The 18370-nt window shown below is 61.3% G+C and carries 27 protein-coding genes; 7 read left to right on the top strand and 20 right to left on the bottom strand.

The window, feature by feature from the left end:
* Positions 1-5: 5 nt before the first annotated feature.
* The 14 genes from rnc to folK all read right to left on the bottom strand — a co-directional run bounded on the left by rnc (position 6) and on the right by folK (position 10422).
* Complete coding sequence (rnc, locus tag RA27_RS16945; protein WP_039541746.1) at positions 6-683, bottom strand: ribonuclease III; 678 nt, start codon at positions 681-683, stop codon at positions 6-8.
* The gene (lepB, locus tag RA27_RS16940; protein ID WP_039541744.1) at positions 680-1519 is read right to left on the bottom strand and encodes a signal peptidase I; all 840 of its coding nucleotides are present in this window, start codon (positions 1517-1519) and stop codon (positions 680-682) included. Before lepB ends, rnc begins: the two co-directional genes overlap by 4 nt.
* A gap of 58 nt (positions 1520-1577) precedes the next feature.
* Positions 1578-1997: a holo-ACP synthase gene (acpS, locus tag RA27_RS16935; RefSeq protein WP_039541742.1), complete on the bottom strand. Its 420-nt coding sequence runs from the start codon at positions 1995-1997 to the stop codon at positions 1578-1580.
* Entirely contained in the window at positions 1994-2530 is a 537-nt protein-coding gene (locus RA27_RS16930) for a hypothetical protein (protein ID WP_152610722.1), read from the bottom strand. The genes acpS and RA27_RS16930 overlap by 4 nt, the downstream gene beginning before the upstream one ends.
* 84 nt (positions 2531-2614) lie before the next feature.
* Positions 2615-3592, bottom strand: coding sequence for an NADPH:quinone reductase (locus tag RA27_RS16925; RefSeq protein ID WP_039541737.1), 978 nt, complete (start codon positions 3590-3592; stop codon positions 2615-2617).
* A gap of 19 nt (positions 3593-3611) precedes the next feature.
* Positions 3612-3935, bottom strand: coding sequence for a Dabb family protein (locus RA27_RS16920; protein WP_039541735.1), 324 nt, complete (start codon positions 3933-3935; stop codon positions 3612-3614).
* Between the two features lie 16 nt (positions 3936-3951).
* Entirely contained in the window at positions 3952-4575 is a 624-nt protein-coding gene (locus tag RA27_RS16915) for a LysE family translocator (RefSeq protein ID WP_039541732.1), read from the bottom strand.
* A complete protein-coding gene (locus tag RA27_RS16910; RefSeq protein ID WP_039541730.1) occupies positions 4572-5192 on the bottom strand; it encodes a LysE family transporter in 621 nt (206 codons plus the stop codon). Before RA27_RS16910 ends, RA27_RS16915 begins: the two co-directional genes overlap by 4 nt.
* A gap of 68 nt (positions 5193-5260) precedes the next feature.
* Positions 5261-5725, bottom strand: coding sequence for an ABZJ_00895 family protein (locus RA27_RS16905; protein WP_039541727.1), 465 nt, complete (start codon positions 5723-5725; stop codon positions 5261-5263).
* 54 nt (positions 5726-5779) lie between these two features.
* Positions 5780-6526, bottom strand: coding sequence for a pyridoxine 5'-phosphate synthase (locus RA27_RS16900; protein WP_039541724.1), 747 nt, complete (start codon positions 6524-6526; stop codon positions 5780-5782).
* Positions 6519-7217, bottom strand: coding sequence for a DUF2062 domain-containing protein (locus tag RA27_RS16895; RefSeq protein ID WP_039541722.1), 699 nt, complete (start codon positions 7215-7217; stop codon positions 6519-6521). The genes RA27_RS16900 and RA27_RS16895 overlap by 8 nt, the downstream gene beginning before the upstream one ends.
* Positions 7218-7233: 16 nt before the next feature.
* Positions 7234-9366, bottom strand: a complete 2133-nt coding sequence (locus RA27_RS16890; RefSeq protein ID WP_039541720.1) for a bifunctional (p)ppGpp synthetase/guanosine-3',5'-bis(diphosphate) 3'-pyrophosphohydrolase — start codon at positions 9364-9366, stop codon at positions 7234-7236.
* A 26-nt stretch (positions 9367-9392) separates the two neighbouring features.
* The gene (gene rpoZ / locus RA27_RS16885; protein WP_039541717.1) at positions 9393-9746 is read right to left on the bottom strand and encodes a DNA-directed RNA polymerase subunit omega; all 354 of its coding nucleotides are present in this window, start codon (positions 9744-9746) and stop codon (positions 9393-9395) included.
* Positions 9747-9840: 94 nt separating this feature from the next.
* On the bottom strand, positions 9841-10422 hold the full coding sequence (gene folK / locus RA27_RS16880; RefSeq protein WP_082025171.1) for a 2-amino-4-hydroxy-6-hydroxymethyldihydropteridine diphosphokinase: 582 nt from the start codon (positions 10420-10422) through the stop codon (positions 9841-9843).
* A gap of 125 nt (positions 10423-10547) precedes the next feature.
* Between folK and RA27_RS16875 the strand changes: the two genes are divergently transcribed.
* The 7 genes from RA27_RS16875 (at position 10548) to RA27_RS16845 (ending at position 15021) form a co-directional block, all read left to right on the top strand.
* Complete coding sequence (locus tag RA27_RS16875) at positions 10548-11123, top strand: NYN domain-containing protein (protein WP_039541714.1); 576 nt, start codon at positions 10548-10550, stop codon at positions 11121-11123.
* A gap of 205 nt (positions 11124-11328) precedes the next feature.
* Positions 11329-12279, top strand: coding sequence for a 4-hydroxy-3-methylbut-2-enyl diphosphate reductase (gene ispH / locus RA27_RS16870; protein ID WP_039541712.1), 951 nt, complete (start codon positions 11329-11331; stop codon positions 12277-12279).
* Positions 12276-12728, top strand: coding sequence for a DUF3429 domain-containing protein (locus RA27_RS16865; protein ID WP_039541708.1), 453 nt, complete (start codon positions 12276-12278; stop codon positions 12726-12728). The genes ispH and RA27_RS16865 overlap by 4 nt, the downstream gene beginning before the upstream one ends.
* Positions 12725-13312, top strand: coding sequence for a class I SAM-dependent methyltransferase (locus tag RA27_RS16860; RefSeq protein ID WP_039541705.1), 588 nt, complete (start codon positions 12725-12727; stop codon positions 13310-13312). Before RA27_RS16865 ends, RA27_RS16860 begins: the two co-directional genes overlap by 4 nt.
* A complete protein-coding gene (gene rnhA, locus RA27_RS16855) occupies positions 13305-13772 on the top strand; it encodes a ribonuclease HI (RefSeq protein WP_039541702.1) in 468 nt (155 codons plus the stop codon). Before RA27_RS16860 ends, rnhA begins: the two co-directional genes overlap by 8 nt.
* Entirely contained in the window at positions 13769-14392 is a 624-nt protein-coding gene (locus RA27_RS16850) for a trimeric intracellular cation channel family protein (protein WP_039541699.1), read from the top strand. The genes rnhA and RA27_RS16850 overlap by 4 nt, the downstream gene beginning before the upstream one ends.
* A gap of 26 nt (positions 14393-14418) precedes the next feature.
* On the top strand, positions 14419-15021 hold the full coding sequence (locus RA27_RS16845; protein WP_039541837.1) for an alpha/beta hydrolase: 603 nt from the start codon (positions 14419-14421) through the stop codon (positions 15019-15021).
* Here RA27_RS16845 and speB read toward each other — a convergent pair.
* The 6 genes from speB to def (RA27_RS16815) form a co-directional block, all read right to left on the bottom strand.
* Positions 15018-15839 carry an agmatinase gene (gene speB, locus RA27_RS16840; protein WP_039541697.1) on the bottom strand — a complete coding sequence of 274 codons (822 nt, stop codon included), beginning with the start codon at positions 15837-15839 and terminating at the stop codon, positions 15018-15020. The two genes, RA27_RS16845 and speB, sit on opposite strands and share 4 nt — an antisense overlap.
* 63 nt (positions 15840-15902) lie before the next feature.
* A complete protein-coding gene (locus tag RA27_RS16835) occupies positions 15903-16139 on the bottom strand; it encodes a GlsB/YeaQ/YmgE family stress response membrane protein (RefSeq protein ID WP_039541694.1) in 237 nt (78 codons plus the stop codon).
* A 1-nt stretch (position 16140) separates the two neighbouring features.
* Positions 16141-16377, bottom strand: a complete 237-nt coding sequence (locus RA27_RS16830) for a hypothetical protein (protein WP_039541692.1) — start codon at positions 16375-16377, stop codon at positions 16141-16143.
* Positions 16378-16380: 3 nt separating this feature from the next.
* A complete protein-coding gene (gene fmt / locus RA27_RS16825) occupies positions 16381-17295 on the bottom strand; it encodes a methionyl-tRNA formyltransferase (protein ID WP_039541689.1) in 915 nt (304 codons plus the stop codon).
* 49 nt (positions 17296-17344) lie between these two features.
* Positions 17345-17839 carry a peptide deformylase gene (gene def, locus RA27_RS16820; protein WP_039541686.1) on the bottom strand — a complete coding sequence of 165 codons (495 nt, stop codon included), beginning with the start codon at positions 17837-17839 and terminating at the stop codon, positions 17345-17347.
* Positions 17836-18354 (bottom strand): peptide deformylase, encoded by a 519-nt coding sequence (def, locus tag RA27_RS16815; protein WP_039541683.1) that lies wholly within the window; start codon positions 18352-18354, stop codon positions 17836-17838. Before def (RA27_RS16815) ends, def (RA27_RS16820) begins: the two co-directional genes overlap by 4 nt.
* Positions 18355-18370 lie beyond the last annotated feature (16 nt).

The following is an 18370-nucleotide window of genomic DNA, read 5'->3' as shown; positions in this document are numbered from 1 at the left end:
CAGCGTCAAGACAGCCGGTCCAGCAGGGCCTTGGCAGCCGCCTGTTCGGCCTGACGTTTGGAGCCGGCGGTGGCTTGTGCCTCGGTGCCGTCCTGCAGGCGAGCGGCGATGGTGAAGATCGGAGCGTGGTCGGGGCCGGTGCGTTTGACTTCGACGTAAGCAGGCGGCTTCTGACCGCGGGCTTGCGCCCATTCCTGCAACGCGGTTTTGGCGTCGCGGGCGTCGGCCTCGACCTTGTGGATGCGGTCGCCCCAGAGGGCGAGAATCACATCACGGGCGGTCTCGAACCCTGCGTCGCGGTAGATGGCGGCGATGACGGCCTCCATCGCGTCGCCCAGCAGGGCCTGTTTGCGGCGGCCGCCCGAAAGCATCTCGGACCGGCCCAGTTTCAGCACCGCGCCCAGATCAATCTGACGCGCCACGTCGGCGCAGGCCTCTTTGCGGACCAGTGCATTGAAACGCGGAGCCAGCTGACCCTCGGAGGCTTTTTTGTCGGCCTCAAGCAGAGCCGTCGCCATGACAAGGCCCAAAACCCGGTCACCCAGAAATTCCAGACGCTGGTTATCGGGTCGGGTCGATGAAGACACCGAGCCGTGGGTCAGTGCGCGCACCAGCAACTCGGGGTCGGAGAATTCGTACCCCAGGCGCTGCTGGAACGCCTTTATTTCAGCCGATAGCTTCAATTGACCGCCTTGAAGAAACGATCACCGCGCCATGTCCAGAAGAACAGCATCGACCGGCCAGCGGAAGAGAACATGATCCGGTCGGCACGACCGATCAGGTTCTCGTAAGGGACAAAGCCCACTCCCCCGGCGGATTGCGGCAGGCGGCTGTCGGCCGAGTTGTCGCGGTTATCGCCCATGAAGAAATAGTGCCCTTCGGGTACGGTGTAGATGCCGGTGTTGTCCGAGCCCTGATTACCGATATCCAGCACGTCATAGGACACGCCATTGGGCAGGGTCTCGATCAGGCGATTCTTTTCGCACACGCCGCCGATCCCGACGGGACCGTTCGCGCAGCGCGGGCGCAGGCGTTGCGGGCCCTGAGGTTCGGCGATTTCGGTGAACACGCCATCCGGCTGCTGTGGAACAGGCGTGCCGTTCAGGATGATCTGGCCTTCGCGGATCTGGATGCGGTCACCGGGCAGACCGATCAGGCGCTTGATATAGTCGCGCCCGGTCACCGGGTGGCGGAAAACGATGACATCGCCACGGTCGGGCTCACCGCCCAGAAGGCGGGTATTGTCATCGCCCTGCATCCAGCCGCAGATATCTTCGGCGTCGATGTTCAGGCCGACGCTGGGGATGATCAGGCTGGGGCAGGACGCATAGGAGTAGCCATAGGCCATCTTGTTGACGAAGAGGAAATCTCCGATCAGCAGCGTCGGCTTCATCGAGCCGGAGGGAATCCAGAACGGCTGAAAGAATAGCGTGCGGAAAACGCCCGCGATCAGCAGGGCATAGACGATAGTCTTGATCGTCTCCCAGACGGCGTTTCCGGATTTGGCTTCCTCGGCCATACTGCTCTCTCCGATCCTTTGGTGGTTGGCTGCTACATGCGGGGCTGGTGAGGGCAAGTCAAGGCCGTGGGGGCGCTTCGTGAAGCGGGCGCGCCTCGATCACCACAAAGGCCTGCGCCCAGGGGTGATCGTCGGTCAGGGTGACGTGGATAATCGCCTCGTGACCCGCAGGCGTCAGTTCCTTCAGGCGCTCGGCGGCCCAGCCGGTGACATGCATCACGGGCTGGCCCGTGCGCAGGTTGGTCACCGCCATGTCCTTCCACGCGATGCCCATGCGCAGGCCGGTGCCCAGCGCCTTGGAACACGCCTCTTTCGCGGCCCAGCGTTTGGCATAGGTGCCTGCGGTGTCGGCGCGGCGCTCGGCCTTGCGCTGCTCGGTCTCGGTGAAGACACGGTTGCGGAACCGGTCACCGAAGCGATCGAGCGTGCCCTGGATGCGGTCGATATTTGCGAGGTCTGTGCCGATGCCGAGGATCATGAAGGTTCGCCTGAGATGATTGGCAGCCGCTGTTTTGCTGCGCGCAAGCCAACACCAAAGGAGATGCGGCACAGAAGGGTTGCGGTGACAAGGGCGGCCACGCAATAGAAGCTGTCCCAAAAACCGTTCCAGGATTGGAAAAAGGTCGCGCCCCCCAAGACTAGAAAATCAATCAGCAGAAGCATACCAAGCAGAACACCCAAACCGATCAAAGCCATGGCCAGGGAGCCTGAAAGCATATTCACGCTGATGGGCGAATTGGTGTTTCTTTTGAAGTAGTTTCTGCCTTCGGCATGAGCCGCGATAGCAAAAGCTCCAACGAATGCAACTAGCGTAAACTCGGCGTAATCTTCAATAAATGGCCGCACCAGTTGTACGCCAATAGAAAGAAACGGGAACCGGGTACTGACAAAGTTACCCAGACCAAAATCTCCGATCAAAATTATCAGCACTAATTCGAGCACAAATAATACAGGAATAGCAACGGATATCCCCGTAAACACACCCAGATATCTAAAGAATCTGAAGTTCAAAACCTCGACCCCGCTGCAAAAACACAGATGGCAACGGAGGTTGATCCTGCGGCAGAATGTGCCACTCCGACGTTTGCGATCACATCAGACCTCCAGTACCACGGTGCCCAGCTTCTGCCCCGCCTCAACCATTGCATGAGCTTGTGCCGCATCCGCCAGACCTCCGCCCGGGACAACGGCGTGGGACAGCACGTCCTGTTCCAGCCATTGGCTCAACTGCGCCTCGCCACGACGGCGGGCGGCGGCGTCGAGTTGGTAGACAATCAGCATGTGCAGGCGGATGTTCTTGAACATGAAGCCGTAGAAATCCAGCTCGGGCGACATTTGCGAGGCCGAGGCATAGCTGGCGATGGTGCCGCCGGGGCGGATCAGGGATAGAGAGGTGCCTTGATTGGCGGCGAAATCGACCTCGACAATGCGGTCGACGCCTGCGCCGTCTGTCAGGTCCATCACGGCTTCGGTCACGTCCTGCGTGCGGTAGTTGATCCACTCAGCCGCGCCGGAATGAGCGGCTTTGTCCCCGGAACTAACGGTGGTGATCACCCGCGCGCCGCCCAGCGCGGCCATCTGGCAGGCATAGCGCCCGACCGTGCCCGCACCGCCGGTGACGAGCACCGTCTTGTCTGTGATCGGGCCGTCGCGATAAAGCGCATACCACGCGGTCATGGCAGGGATGCCAAAACAGGCGCCCTCGGCAAAGCTGGTGGTGTCGGGCAGGTGCACGGCCTGCTCGGAAGGCAGAGCGATATACTCGGCCCCGGTCCCGAACGCGCGTTGCCATTGGCCGTTCCAGATCCAGACGCGCTGGCCCAGGCGGGCCGTGTTGACACCCGCGCCGATGGCCTCGATCACGCCGGCCCCGTCCGAATGAGGGATGACGACCGGGTATTGCATCACCGCGCCCGGGCGTGCGCCGCCGCGCAGTTTGACGTCAGAGGGGTTAATGCCGCTGGCCTGGACGCGGATCAGAACTTCGCCCGGAGCGGGTTCGGGTGTGGGCATGTCGACAAGTTCAAGGACATCCGCCGCCGCTCCGAAACCGCGATAGGTGATTGCTTTCATGACATTCCCTCGTTTTCCATTACCCAGCCGGGTCAGGCCCTTCCAGATCGAAGACCAGTATCCCGTCTGCCCCTCCGACACACAGGGCGACAAGCCGTGCGCCCAACCTGCGGTGCGCATCATCAGCGGCATAGCGCTGCAAGTCAGGTTCGCTGGTGAAATCCAGCGTGAACCCGTAGGGGTGATCCGGGGATTTGGCCTCGAAGTCGCGGTTGCGACCGTGGACAAAGGCACTGCAACCGGGCAGGCGCGCGGCGACTTGGTCGAGGCCGTGCATCACGGCAGCAAGCTCTGCCGGGTCATGATCGGGCCTGAGACGCAGCATGACGCAGTGTCGGATCATCCCTGCACCTCAACCGTCACGACAGCCTCACGGTGAAAATCTTGTAGCTGGCAACGCCAAAGAAGCCCGCAAATGCAAAATCGAACCAGCGGCGGGCGCGGCGGTAGCCGTTGACCATGCGGGCCGAGGAGAACAGGAAGGCGTAGCCGATGAAGATCAGCAGCGAGCCTGCATAGAGCATCGCGAAATAACCCAACAGCATCGACAGGCTGGCGTCGTTCGGGGCGACGATGGCGTAGATCGAGCCCCAGCTGAGGATCGCCTTTGGGTTGGTCAGGTGGATCGCCGCGCCTTTCGCGAAGATGGTCCCCAGCGACCCGGTGACCGGATTGCCCAGCGCCACCTCATCCGAGGACAGAGCGCGGCGCAGGGCCTTGAAGGCCAGCCAACCCAGATAAGCGACACCGATATAGCGGATTACCTCGAACACCCAGACATTGGCCAGCATGATCGCCGACAACCCCAAAGCGGCGGCGATCCCCCACGCAGCGGAGCCCGCGCAGATGCCCAATGCAAAGGCCAGACCAGCGGTGCGGCCTTCGTTCATCGCGGTTCCGGCAATGCCCATGGTGGCAGGGCCCGGGGACCCTCCGGCCATCAGCCAGGCAATCCAGATCGCTATGAAGCCCGAGGAGATCATCGCGCAAAAGCCGATCTTATGAGACTCAGACCCGCGACTGCGAACAAGCCCGCGACAACCCCGTCGATCCAACGGCGGAAGCGCCGGTATCCAGCCATCATGCCGCTGACCGAAAACAGCATCGAATAGAGGAAGTTGTTGAGAAAGCCTGCCGCGATGCAGATCAGAGTCGCGGCGGCAACGGACAGCAAACCATCCTCCGGACCGAGGCCAACCGACAGGGCCGCCATCCACGCAATCACCGATTTCGGATTGGAGAGGTTCAGGATCAGCCCGCGCCAGAACCATTTGCCCTTGGCGGGTACGGATACCTTGGCGCCGTCGGATTGCAGCGCAGAACGCCCCGACTGCCACGCCAGCCACAGCAGGTAGAGACCGCCCAACACTTTGAGCACCATCAGAACGTAAAGTGAGCTTTGCAGAACCGCGCCCATCCCGCTGGCAGCAACCAATCCCCAGAACACCAGACCGCTGGACAAGCCTGCTCCGTAGACAAGGCTGGTTTTGCGCCCAAAGCTCATGGCGACGGCAGCGTTTGAGATATTTGCGGGACCCGGCGAGACCGCAACGACAAAGAAGGCAAGCGCCGTGACCGCAAGAGAGGTCAGGTCGATCATTCCCGCGCCTCGTTCATGAAAAAGTTATTAATAAAATCAAAGATGGGATCAGCAACAATACTCAATGTTTATTGCCCCTTAGCTGGTTGTTTGAGCTTCGCCTTCAAAGCCGATTTTGCACCGATGGTAACCCCCCATCTAATTGCGAAGTAACCCATAGCAATCATAATGAGGAATACAGCCAACATGAGGATCTTACCATCAGCGCTCGCGGCTGCGGTGATAAACTCAAAAAACTGATTCCCCATGAAAATATAGCCCCAGGCGAATGAGGTGACTATCTCAGCCAATATCGCAACGAGCAGGGCCGCACGTGAAAATCTGTTTACCTCATGCGGCGGTATGAGTTCACCGTGTTGGTTTCCGTATCGCTGACCTGCGATCATTGCCGCAAACATGGGGGCGATCACCGAGATTCCCGAGGAACCCAGTTCAAAGTTCAAAAACATCGCTACGAGAATTGCGACAATCGGGTAAGCCATCCGAAAAGCGAATAGCCAAACGGAATACCTTAGAAGGCTCAATTTGTTCATCTGACTAAAGTCCTAATGAAAAACATCCTACTTCAACAATCCTCAGAATAGCGATCATCCCCGCGCCTCATCCATCAGGCGGCGCATTTCGTGGACCGCCGGGGTGAGGCCGCGGAAGATGGACTCGCCGATCAGGAAGTGACCGATATTGAGTTCGCGCACTTCGGGGAAGGCAGCGACCGGTTGCACGGTGTCATAGGTCAGGCCATGACCCGCGTGGACCTCAAGGCCCAGCGAATGGGCATACGCGGACATCTCACGCAGGGCTTCCAGCTCGCGCGCGGCCTCTTCCGGTTTGCCTTCGGCGTGGTAATCGCAATAGGCACCGGTATGCAGTTCAATCACCTCGGCGCCGATGCGGTGGGCGGCGTCGATCTGGCGCTGGTCGGCGGCGATGAAGATCGACACGCGGCAGCCCACGTCGCGCAGGGGCGCGATGAAATGGGCCAGTTTGTTTTCCTCGCGCGCGACTTCGAGCCCGCCTTCGGTGGTGCGTTCCTCGCGCTTCTCGGGGACGATGCAGACGGCGTGCGGCTTGTGGCGCAGGGCGATTTTCTGCATCTCGTCCGTCGCGGCCATCTCGAAATTTAGCGGGACGGTCAGCGCCTCCATCAGCCCTTCGATATCCGCATCCAGGATATGACGGCGGTCTTCGCGCAGATGGGCGGTGATGCCATCGGCCCCGGCCTCTTCGGCCAGTTTCGCGGCACGGATCGGATCAGGGTATGCCCCGCCGCGTGCGTTGCGGATGGTGGCAACGTGGTCAATGTTCACGCCCAGACGCAAATGGTTGTCAGACATCTTTCGAATCCTTCCTGGTCCCTGAGGCCGAGCCTAGTCGTTTTGTCGCCGGAACGTCAGCCTCTGCCTGCGCAAGACGTTTGATTTGTTCAAACTTCGCCTTGATCTTGGCGCGACGCCGCTGCTGATAGGTGCGGATCAGCGGCAGGCTGAGATAGGCGCAGACCACGCCCGCGACGATGCCCGGAATAACGCCACCAACCATGTAAGGAAAAAACACATCGTCATAAAAGCGGCTCAGGCCATGCCAGTCGGCCTCGCGCCCGGTGAACATGGCGATGCAGTTGTCTTTCAGGTCGCCCATCGCATCGGCAAACTTGCCCATCAGCCCGTGCGTGTCGTGCTTGCGATATCGGGTCCCCAACAGGAAATGCCCGGTCTGAAGACTGACCACACCGATAGGCACATAGGTCAGGGGGTTGCCGAAGAACGTGCCGCTGAGGGCCGCCAGTATATTGCCGTTGAGCAATCGGGCCAGAACCGCAGCGACGACAAAGTGCAGACCATAAAACGGTGTAAACGAGGCAAACACCCCTGCCCCGATGCCACGCGCGATGCGCTCGGGGCTGTCAGGCAGGCGACGGACGCGGTGTTTGACGTAGTGAAAGGCACGAGTCCAGCCGCCGCGCGGATAGACGAACTCTGACGCGATCTGGACGGCTGAGCGGCGATCTCGGCGCTTGAAAACCACTCGTGATCACCCCTTCTCAGCCAGCTGCGACCGCAGATTTTGCGCTTTCCCGATACCGCTCGACCGCAGCGACATCGCTTTCCGCCTCGAGCATCAGCATCAGCGAATGCAGCTGTTCGAGGTCGCGCAGTTCGACATTGATCATCAGGCGGTAAAAATCCGGTTTGCGGTCAACAAATTCGAGGTTCGAGATATTGGCCTTTTTCTCACCAATCAATGTGCAAATACGCCCCAGCACCCCGGCGTCATTGCCGATGGTCAGATCAAGCGTCGCGCCATAGACGGCGGGGTGGGTGCCCGAGTGCCAGTGCAGGTCGACCCAGCGCTCGGGCTCGTCCTCGAAATCGGACAGGCGGTCGCAGTCGATGGCGTGCACCACAACGCCCTTGCCGCGATAGGTGATGCCTACGATCCGCTCACCCGGAAGCGGCTGACAGCAGGGGGCGCGGTCGAATTTCTGGCCGGGCTCAAGGCCGATCACCGCACGGCGGGGCGAGATGGCATCCCCGTCGTCCTTGGTGAGTTCGGGATAGACGGCCTCGACCAGTTCATGCGCGGTCAGTTCAGCGCTGCCGAGTCGGGCCAGTAATTCGTGACGGTCTTTCAACCGCAGATGTTTGGCGGCGGTGTCCAGCGCCTTGTCGGTCGCCTTGCGGCCCACGTTTTCGAACCCGGCGCGGGCCAGTTCCTTGCCCAGCTTGATGAAACGTTCACGATCCACCTCGCGCAGGGCGCGGCGAATGGCGGTGCGGGCTTTGCCGGTAACCGCAATCTCAAGCCATGTGACCTGCGGCATCTGGCCATCGGCGGTGATGATATCCACCGACTGCCCGTTCTTGAGTCGGGTCCACAGCGGCACCCGGATCGTATCGACCTTGGCCCCCACGCAGGCATGGCCGATGCGCGTGTGGATGGCATAGGCAAAATCGATCGGCGTCGCCCCGCGCGGCAGTTTCACCACGTCGCCCTTGGGGGTGAAGCAGAACACCTGATCCGAATACATCTCAAGCTTGACGGCTTCGAGGAAGTCCTCGTGATCCTCCTCATTGTCGAATTGCTCGGTCAGATTGGAGATCCATTTGGCCGGATCGACGGCAAAGGGGTTCTCGGTCCGCACACCATCGCGATAAGACCAGTGCGCGGCCACACCGGTTTCAGCCACGTCATGCATCTGACGTGTGCGGATCTGCACCTCGACGCGTTTGCCATCGCGCCCGGACACGGTGGTGTGGATCGAGCGATAGCCGTTCGATTTCGGCTGGCTGATATAGTCCTTGAACCGCCCCGGAACCGCGCGCCAGCGCTGGTGGATCGCGCCGAGGGTGCGATAGCAGTCTTCCTCGGACCCGGTGATGATGCGGAAGCCGTAGATGTCGGACAGGCGGGAAAAGCCCTGATCTTTTTCCTGCATCTTGCGCCAGATGGAATAGGGTTTCTTGGCGCGGCCAAACACCTCGGCCTCAATCCCGGCCTTTTCCAGCTCGTGCCGCATGTCGCCGGTGATGCGATGGATCACATCGCCGGTTTCGCGTTGCAGGGTGATGAAACGCCGGATGATTGACTGTCGGCCTTCGGGGTTCAGGACGCGGAACGCGAGGTCTTCCAGCTCCTCGCGCATCCATTGCATCCCCATACGGCCCGCAAGCGGCGCGTAGATATCCATCGTCTCGCGCGCTTTCTGAACCTGCTTTTCGGGCCGCATCGCCTTGATCGTGCGCATGTTGTGCAGACGGTCGGCCAGCTTGACCAGAATGACCCGCAGATCCTTGGACATGGCCATGAACAGCTTGCGGAAGTTTTCGGCCTGCTTGGTTTCTCGGCTGGACAGCTGCAGGTTGGTCAGCTTGGTGACGCCATCGACCAGCTTGGCGACCTCATCGCCGAACAGTTCGGCCACCTTGCCATAGCTGGCCTTGGTGTCCTCGATCGTGTCGTGCAGCAGAGCCGTGATGATGGTCGCATCATCCAGACGCTGTTCGGTCAGGATGGCGGCAACGGCAACGGGATGAGAGAAATAGGGCTCGCCCGAGTGGCGGAACTGCCCTTCATGCATCTGAAGGCCAAATTCATAGGCCCGTTCGATACGCTCGGCATTTGTCTTGGGGTTGTAATTGCGGACCAGCGCAATCAGGTCTTCTGCAGAAATCATCCGGTCCGCACCTTTGTCGCTGGGGTTTACCCCTGGCCCTGAGCCTCCATCAGAGCGCGCAGGAGCTTTTCTTCCGACATGTCGTCATCGACAGGCTTGTCCGATTCCGCGCCCATAAGCAGAGCCATCTGATCTTCTTCGGGCTCATCAACCTCGATCTGGGTCTGGTTGGCCTCGATCAGACGTTCGCGCAGCTCATCGGCGCTTTGGGTCTCATCCGCAATTTCACGCAGGGAAACGACCGGGTTCTTGTCGTTGTCGCGGTCGACGGTGATCGGGCCACCGGCGGAAATCTCGCGCGCCCGGTGGGCTGCAAGCATCACCAGTTCGAACCGGTTCGGGACCTTGTCTACACAATCTTCGACCGTAACGCGGGCCATGGGGCGCTCTCCGTAAATGAATCCGTGGCAGGAAGGGGTTTATCTAAGCGCGAATCCCCGCCTTGACAAGCAGGAAATGCCGCAAATGCGAGGATCACAGAGGCGTGACCCCGGCCACATCCCCGGGCGGCAGTGCGGCAACCATCTGCGTGACCGTTCTGTCCAGCACGGGATGACGCCAATCGGGGGCGACATCTGCCATCGGCACCAGTACGAAAGCGCGGTCCTGCAGGCGGGGATGGGGCAAGATCAGGTGTTCAGGCGCGCATCTGGCCTGATCTTCGGGCGCAAGGGTCAGCCAGCGCTGGTATTCGGCGTCATCGGGCAGCACAAGATCGTCCCAACAGACCAAATCAAGATCCAGCGTCCGCATTCCCCAGCGTTGTTCGCGGGCGCGCTCAAAATCATGTTCGATGCGGTGGAGCAGATCCAGAACACCCTGCGGCGTCAGGTCGGTTTCGATCAGAACCGCCGCATTGACATAATCCGGCCCCGCCCCAGCCGGAAAGCACGGGGTGGCAAAAAAACGGCTTGTGGCGCGAATCACCAGACCGGCCCCCGCCATCGCGGCCAGAGACTGCTCAAGTGTCACCTTGGGTCCATGACCTCTCAGACTGAGATTTGCACCCAGCGCGATGACGGCTTTTGACAAGGATTTGTCCACTTCAGACCCCATATTTGGACCAGAGAATGCTTGCGATATAACCAAAAAGACCTATTTTAAGCACACCATTGCACTGACCAATTACTTTTCACTCACGGAGCTCACGGTGCGGTGGCTTATACCGGAAGGACCATTTTATGTTTTACAAGGACGAACGGCTAGCGCTGTTCATCGACGGCTCGAATCTTTATGCGGCCGCAAAAGCACTGGGGTTTGACATCGACTACAAGTTGCTGCGTCAGGAATTCATGCGCAGAGGCAAACTGCTTAGAGCTTTCTACTACACAGCGCTACTGGAAAATGATGAGTATTCCCCGATCCGACCTCTGGTGGACTGGCTGCATTACAACGGCTTCACCATGGTCACGAAACCGGCCAAGGAATACACCGACAGCATGGGGCGTCGGAAAGTCAAAGGAAACATGGATATCGAACTGACCGTCGATGCCATGGAACTGGCGCCACGCGTCGATCATATTGTGCTGTTTTCGGGCGATGGGGATTTCCGCCCGCTGATTGCCAGCCTGCAACGGCAGGGCGTGCGCGTCTCGGTCGTCTCGACCATCCGCAGCCAGCCGCCGATGATCTCGGACGAGCTGCGCCGTCAGGCGGACAACTTCATCGAGTTGGAAGACCTGCGCGACGTGATCGGCCGGCCTCCGCGTGAGATGCCGACTGAACCGCGCAGCGTGGCCGCAGCCGGGGGGCACTGAGGCCGACGGACCCGGGCTCACGAACGGGGCATATTGGATAAAATTTGCGCGGTCAGGGCCAGAAGCCCTGGCCGCGCTGCTTTAACTAGGCATAGGTGCTGAAACACCCTCTGGCTATCAGTGATTCATGTCAGGTAAATGACGCGCTCCTGTCTGGACCATGACAATGAAAAGACCTAGGTGTCGCAGGCAAGGAGATCACCGCATGACCAAGCCGCCGCTGACATTGTATCTTGCCGCCCCGCGCGGGTTTTGCGCCGGTGTGGACCGCGCCATCAAGATCGTGGAAATGGCGCTGCAGAAATGGGGCGCGCCGGTCTATGTGCGCCATGAGATCGTGCACAACAAATTCGTCGTCGACGGGCTGCGTGCAAAGGGCGCGGTCTTTGTCGAGGAACTGGACGAATGCCCCGATGACCGGCCGGTCATTTTTTCGGCCCATGGGGTGCCCAAATCCGTCCCCGCCACCGCCGCGCAGCGCGAAATGATCTATGTCGATGCGACCTGCCCCCTGGTGTCCAAGGTCCATGTCGAGGCCCAGCGCCATGCGGATGCCGGGCTGCAGATGATCATGATCGGCCACAAGGGCCACCCCGAGACCATCGGCACCATGGGGCAATTGCCCGAGGGCGAGGTGCTGCTGGTCGAGACGGTCGAAGATGTGGCGCGGGTCGCTGTGCGTGATCCCGAAAAGCTGGCCTTCGTCACCCAGACAACCCTGTCAGTGGATGACACCAAGGACATTATAGCCGCGCTCGAGGCCCGGTTCCCGGCCATCGTCGGCCCGCATAAGGAAGACATCTGCTATGCCACGACCAACCGGCAGGAAGCGGTCAAGGCGGTTGCGCCGAAATCCGACGCCCTGCTGGTGGTAGGCGCGCCGAACTCATCGAACTCACGTCGTCTGGTCGAGGTCGCCTCGCGCGCGGGCTGCACGTATGCTCAGCTGGTACAACGCGCGACCGAGATCGACTGGCGCGCGTTGCAGGGCATTTCAAGCATTGCCGTCAGCGCCGGGGCATCCGCGCCTGAGGTGCTGGTGAACGAGGTGATCGATGCATTCCGCGATCATTATGACGTAACGGTCGAACTGGTAGAAACTGCCGTGGAGAACGTGGAATTCAAGGTGCCCCGCGTATTGAGGCAACCGGCATGAGCGGCATCCCCCGCGCGCCGCTGGTTCTCGGGCTGGCGGGGTTGATTCCGTTTGTCTGGGGCGCGCTGAGCTATCTGAGCGGAGATCTGAACGACTGGGGCCGGCAGGCGCTGGGATCGCGGTTCGTGGGACCCTATATCCAGTTGTTCTATGGCTCGGTCATCCTCAGCTTCATGTCTGGCGTTTTGTGGGGCTTTGCCACCAAAACCTCGGGCAGCAAGGCGGCGACCTGTTACGCCCTGTCCGTACTGCCTGCGCTGTGGGCGTTCTTCATGACCGGCGGCGGGCCGGTCACTGCGGGCACAAACCTGATGTATGGCTTTGCCGGGTTGCTGATGCTGGACGCCATGTTCTCATACTGGCGGCTGACCCCGGTCTGGTGGATGCGGCTGCGCATCCTGCTGACTGCGGTCGTGCTGGCCAGTCTTGCCGTGGGGGTTTACCTGTGAGTGACGAGCGGACGATCAATGCCTATACGGCGCGGATCGCGGAATATCTGAGAATCCCCCTGCCTGCCGAGCAGCTTGAGGCGCGTCAGGCTTTCGTCGATGCCGTCGGCGACGGTGGATATGTGCTGGATCTGGGCTCGGGCCCCGGATCGGACAGCGCGTTCCTGATGCGCCAAGGGCTGAAGGTGCGGGCACTGGATGCGACGCCCGGCTTTGTCGAATACGCCCGCGAGAATGGCGTCGACGCCTATCTGGGCACTTTCGATGACGTCACCGAAGTATCGGAGTATGACGGCGTTTATGCCAGCTTTTCCCTGCTGCACGCCCCCCGCGCGGATTTCCCGCGTCATCTGGGCGCGATCCACCGAGCGCTGAAACCCGGCGGCCAGCTGTTCCTTGGAATGAAACTGGGCACGGGTGAGCATCGCGACGATCTTGACCGCTACTATACCTATTATACTCAGCCCGAAATTGAGGAGGCTCTGGCCGCCGCAGGCTTCTCCATCGACCGCACTGTGCAGGGGATGGGTCAGGGGTTGGCCGGGTCTTATGACGGGTTCATTCTGGTGTTTGCCCATGCCTGATCTGTTTGCCTATACCGATGGTGCCTGTTCCGGAAATCCCGGCCCCGGCGGCTGGGGTGTGCTGCTGCGCGCGATGGATGGAGAGACCGTTCTGAAAGAGCGCGAGTTGAACGGCGGTGAGGCCGAGACGACCAACAACCGCATGGAGCTACTGGCCGCAATCAGTGCGCTGGAGACGCTGGAGCGCCCTTCGAAACTGACCATCGTCACCGACAGCGCCTATGTGAAGAACGGCGTGACCGGGTGGATTTTCGGGTGGAAGCGGAACGGCTGGAAGACCTCGAACAAGAAACCGGTCAAGAATGTCGATCTGTGGCAGCGGCTGGATGAGGCCGCGCAGCGTCACGAGGTGACCTGGGAATGGGTCAAGGGCCACGCGGGCCATCCCGAAAACGAACGCGCGGATGAGCTGGCCCGCGCGGGCATGGCGCCCTTCAAACCAAAGAAGGCGCAGGCGTGAGCGGGCTGGCCCTGCTGGACTATGCCTCGGTTCTGGTCTTTGCGCTGACCGGAGCCTTAGTCGCGAGCCGGGCGCAGCTGGATCTGGTGGGATTTGCCTTCATGGCCTGCCTGACGGCGGTCGGTGGCGGTACGGTGCGCGACCTGCTGCTGAACCGGCATCCCGTTTTCTGGGTCGGCCAGCCTGACTATATCCTGATCGCATGTGGCGCCGCAGCGCTGATCTTCTTCACCGCACATCTGGTGGAAAGCCGGTATAACTGGCTGATCTGGCTGGACAGTTTCGCCCTGTCCATCGCGGTGGCCGCCGGAACGGGGGCGGCGCTGTCGTTGGACCAGCCCGGTACGATCGTGGTACTGATGGGCGTCACCACCGGTTGTCTGGGCGGCCTGATGCGTGACGTCGTGTGCAACGAGGTCCCGCTGGTACTGAAACAGGGTGAGCTGTATGTGTCCAGCGCCTTTGCCGGGGCATTGATGGCAGTGCTGGCGGCGCGCCTCGGGCTGAGCAGCCTGATCGCGCTGAGTTTGTGCGCTCTGGTCTGCTGGGCCCTGCGGGCCGGGTCGCTGCTGTTTGGCTGGCGGTTGCCCGTCTACAAGGCGCGACCTCCACGGCGATAGTGTTTAAGCAAAAGCGAGAGATGTCGATGAACCTCGGACTTCCATACCTGGCCGCGACTTTGCTGCTGCTGGCGGCGTGCACGCCGCCCTACAGCTCGGTCAGTTTCACCGCCGAGGGCGATCAGATCGTCGCATCCGGAACGATCGATCACACCACGCTCAGCGCCTTTGAAGAGGTTATGGACGAAAACCCCGGGATCAAGACGCTGGTGCTGCAGAATATCGAAGGCTCGGTCGATGATGACTCGAATGTCGTCTTCAGCCGCGTGGTGCGCGAGGAAGGGTTCGATACGGTGGTGCCATCCGACGGCTTGGTCGCCTCGGGCGGGACCGACCTGTTTCTGGCGGGCAACCGGCGGGTGCTGGAACCCGGTGCCTGCGTGGGTGTCCACAGTTGGGGCGGCGGCGGGTTCGTCGCCGCGGAACTGCCCGAGGGCCACCCTGAACATGACCGATACCTCGACTATTTCGAGGATATCGGTGTTGATCCTGCATTCTATTGGTTCACGCTGGAGGCCGCATCGGAAAACGAGATGCACTGGATGACCTCGAGCGAGGCAAACAGGTTCGACATAACCACGCGCGCCGCCCCCAGGCTTGGGACCGCCGCGATCTGCGACGAACGTTAGCGGGTCAACAACCGCGCCCCGATTTCCTTGACGAATTTCGCCGCCACCATGGCGGTCATACCATAGGGGTCGCGGTGGGGGTTCAACTCGACAATATCCGCGCCGACCAGTTGACCCTTGAACCGGTGGATCAGGTCGATCACCTCGCGCGTGCTGAGGCCACCGGGTTCATGATGCGAAACACCGGGGGCAAAAGCCGGGTCAAGCGCGTCGAGGTCCAGTGACAGATAGACCGGGCCATCAAAGCTGATCTCCAGATCGGGGCGCCAGTTGCGCATGTCGATCACCTCGACCCCGAACTTGTCGGCCTGTTCCTGCTGATGTGCATTCATCGTGCGGATACCGACCTGCACGAGGCGCTTGATCTTGCCGGTTTCCATCACGCGCGCGAAAGGGCAGCCATGGCCCAGCGGGCCGATCTGCTGGCTGTCATAGAGGTCAGGGTGCGAGTCGATATGCAGGATATTCAGCCCCTCATACCGGTCGGCATGGGCCTTGATCAGCGGGTAGGCCACCGAATGATCTCCGCCCAGCGACAGCAACCGCGCGCCGGTTTCGATCCGTGCAGCGGCACCGGCCTCGATCCGGTCTATGGGTTCCTGGCCCATCATCTCGAACACATCCAGATCGCCGGTATCCTTGAAGCGCTCGGTCGCGCCCAGATCGGTGCCATCCTCGGCGGTCAGGTTGGCCGCGCCCGAATGCAACGCCTCGCGGATACGGCCCGGGGCAAAGGCGGGGCCCTGCAGGAACGAGGAATGCAGGTCCAGAGGCACGCCCATCAGGGCGACGTCACCGGCGGTCAGATCATGCGACATGGGAAACCTTTCGATACAGTGTTCCCGGGACACTGGTCGCAGAACGAGGCGAAGGTCAAGCCGTCAGCGACGCAGGTATCTCTGCCAGAGCCAGATCACCAGCAGCGCCCCAAGCACGGCCCCGATAAAGCCCGAGAGCCAACCCATCACGGTGATCAGCGTACGCAGGATCAGCCCGCCGACAAGCGCGCCAACGATGCCGATCAGCACGGTGGTGGGAATACTTGCCTCGATTCGCATAAGGCGGGTGGCGAGGAAGCCTGCAGCTGCACCAACGACGATCAGGACGACGATGGGCATGTCATTTCCTCCAATGCGTGGGCACAATGATCAGCGCACCGATGGAGGACAGTACCGCGTCCAGCCCCGGCGGGCCAAAGCTGATGCCGAACATGATGCGGACGAAGTAGAACAGGAAGGCCCCGCCGACGCAGATGATGATCGATTGCAGGTAACCGTTATGTGTAAAGCCCGTCTTTTCCGACAGGTAGCCCACAATCCCAGCGATCACGACGGTGCCCATCAGGATCATGAACATGGTTTACTCCGATGACAGGCGGGTGCCGACCGGAATCGGCCAGCCCCGCAGAAAGGTTTCCCTATCCTGCGCGCCTTTGCCTGCCCGTTGCAAGCGCAGCAACTCGACCGCGCCCGTGCCGCAGGCCACGCGCAGGTGGTCGTCCAGCACCTCGCCCGGAGTGCCCTGCCCGTCGGCTAAGCGGGAGGCGAGAAGCTTGATCCGGTCGCCCTCGGCCTCGGTCCACGCGCCGGGGAACGGCGAGAGGCCGCGGATTTGTCGATCAACCTCGGTGGCGGGGGCCGACCAGTCGACGCGGGCCTCGGATTTGTCGATCTTTGCGGCGTAGGTGACGCCCGCCTCGGGCTGTGGCTCGGGCGCGAGGCCGGGCAGCTTGGCGAGCGCTTCGACGATCAGATGTGCGCCCATGGTTGAGAGACGGTCATGCAACTGGGCGGTGGTTTCGTCGGGTCCGATCTCGGTGGCTTCGTGCATCAGGACGGGGCCGGTGTCGAGCCCTGCCTCCATCTGCATGATGCAGATGCCGGTCTGTGCGTCGCCTGCCATGATCGCGCGGTGGATCGGCGCGGCACCGCGCCAGCGCGGCAGCAGGCTGGCGTGGATGTTCAGGCAGCCACGGGCGGGCGCGTCCAGAACAGGTTGCGGCAGGATCAGGCCATAGGCGACGACCACGGCGATGTCGGCGTTCAACGCGGCAAAGCTGTCCTGTTCCTCGGGCGATTTCAGCGACGTCGGGTGGCGCACCTCAAGGCCCAACGCTTCGGCGCGGGCGTGGACCGGGGTCGGTCGGTCTTTTTTGCCACGACCGGCGGGGCGCGGGGGTTGGCAGTAGACGGCGGCGATGTCGTGACCCGCGTCCACCAGCGCATCCAGCACCGGGACCGAAAAATCGGGGGTTCCCATGAAGATTATACGCATCGTCGGCTCCGGGGTTGGGGGTGCCGGGCTGAAGCCCGGCCTACGGGCATTACGTGGATTTGCGCGCTTTGCGCAGCAGCATGTCGCGTTTGACCTTGCTGAGCCGGTCGAAATACATCCGCCCGTTCAGGTGATCGATCTGATGCTGCACGCTGGTGGCCTCGATGCCGACGAAATCGCGGCGGTCAATCTGGCCCTGTTCGTTGAGGAACTTCACTGTCACCGCGCGCGGGCGTTTCACCTTGGCGGAGACACCGGGCAGGTTCGGGCTGGCCTCGTCATGTTCGCGCAGCTCAATGGAACTGTGCAGGATTTCAGGGTTGGCCAGACGCACGGCGCGGCCCCGCTCGGTCGAGCCATCCACGACCGCCAGCCGCAGCATCACCCCGATCTGTGTCGCGGCGAGACCGACACCCGGCATCGCCTCCATCGTGTCGATCATGTCGTCCCAAATGGCGCGGATGTCATCGGTGATCTCGGTGACATCCTCGGCCTTGGTCCGCAGCCGTTTGTCGGGCCATGGCAGGCAGGTTCGCACGGTCATGTGCGGGCCTTTTCGCGCTTGAGCTTCTGCATTTTGCGGGTGATCATCTGGCGCTTGAGCGGTTTTAGATAATCGATGAACAGCTTGCCGTTCAGATGGTCGATCTCGTGCTGAACACAGGTCGCCCAGAGATCATCAAAGGTTTCCTGTTGCAGATTGCCGTCGCGATCCAGCCAGGTGACATCCACAGTCTTAGGACGGGTCACTTCGGCATATTGCTCGGGGATCGACAGGCAGCCTTCTTCGTAGACGTTTGTCTCGTCTGACGACGCGATGACCTCGGGGTTGAACATCACCAGCGGGCGCGGGGCCTCGCCTTCTTCCTTGACGCAGTCGATCACGATGAGCCGATCCAGCACGCCGATTTGGGGTGCAGCAAGGCCGATGCCGGGCGCGTCATACATCGTCTCCAGCATGTCATCGGCCAGTTTGCGCAGGTCGTCGGTGATGTCGGCCACCGGCGCGCAGACCTTTTTCAGGCGGGGATCGGGATGGATCAGGATATTGCGTTTCATGAGGCTGATTTAGGCC

Source organism: Ruegeria sp. ANG-R (genome assembly GCF_000813985.1).
GTDB lineage: Bacteria > Pseudomonadota > Alphaproteobacteria > Rhodobacterales > Rhodobacteraceae > Ruegeria.
This window is presented reverse-complemented; position numbering and strand designations above follow the sequence as displayed.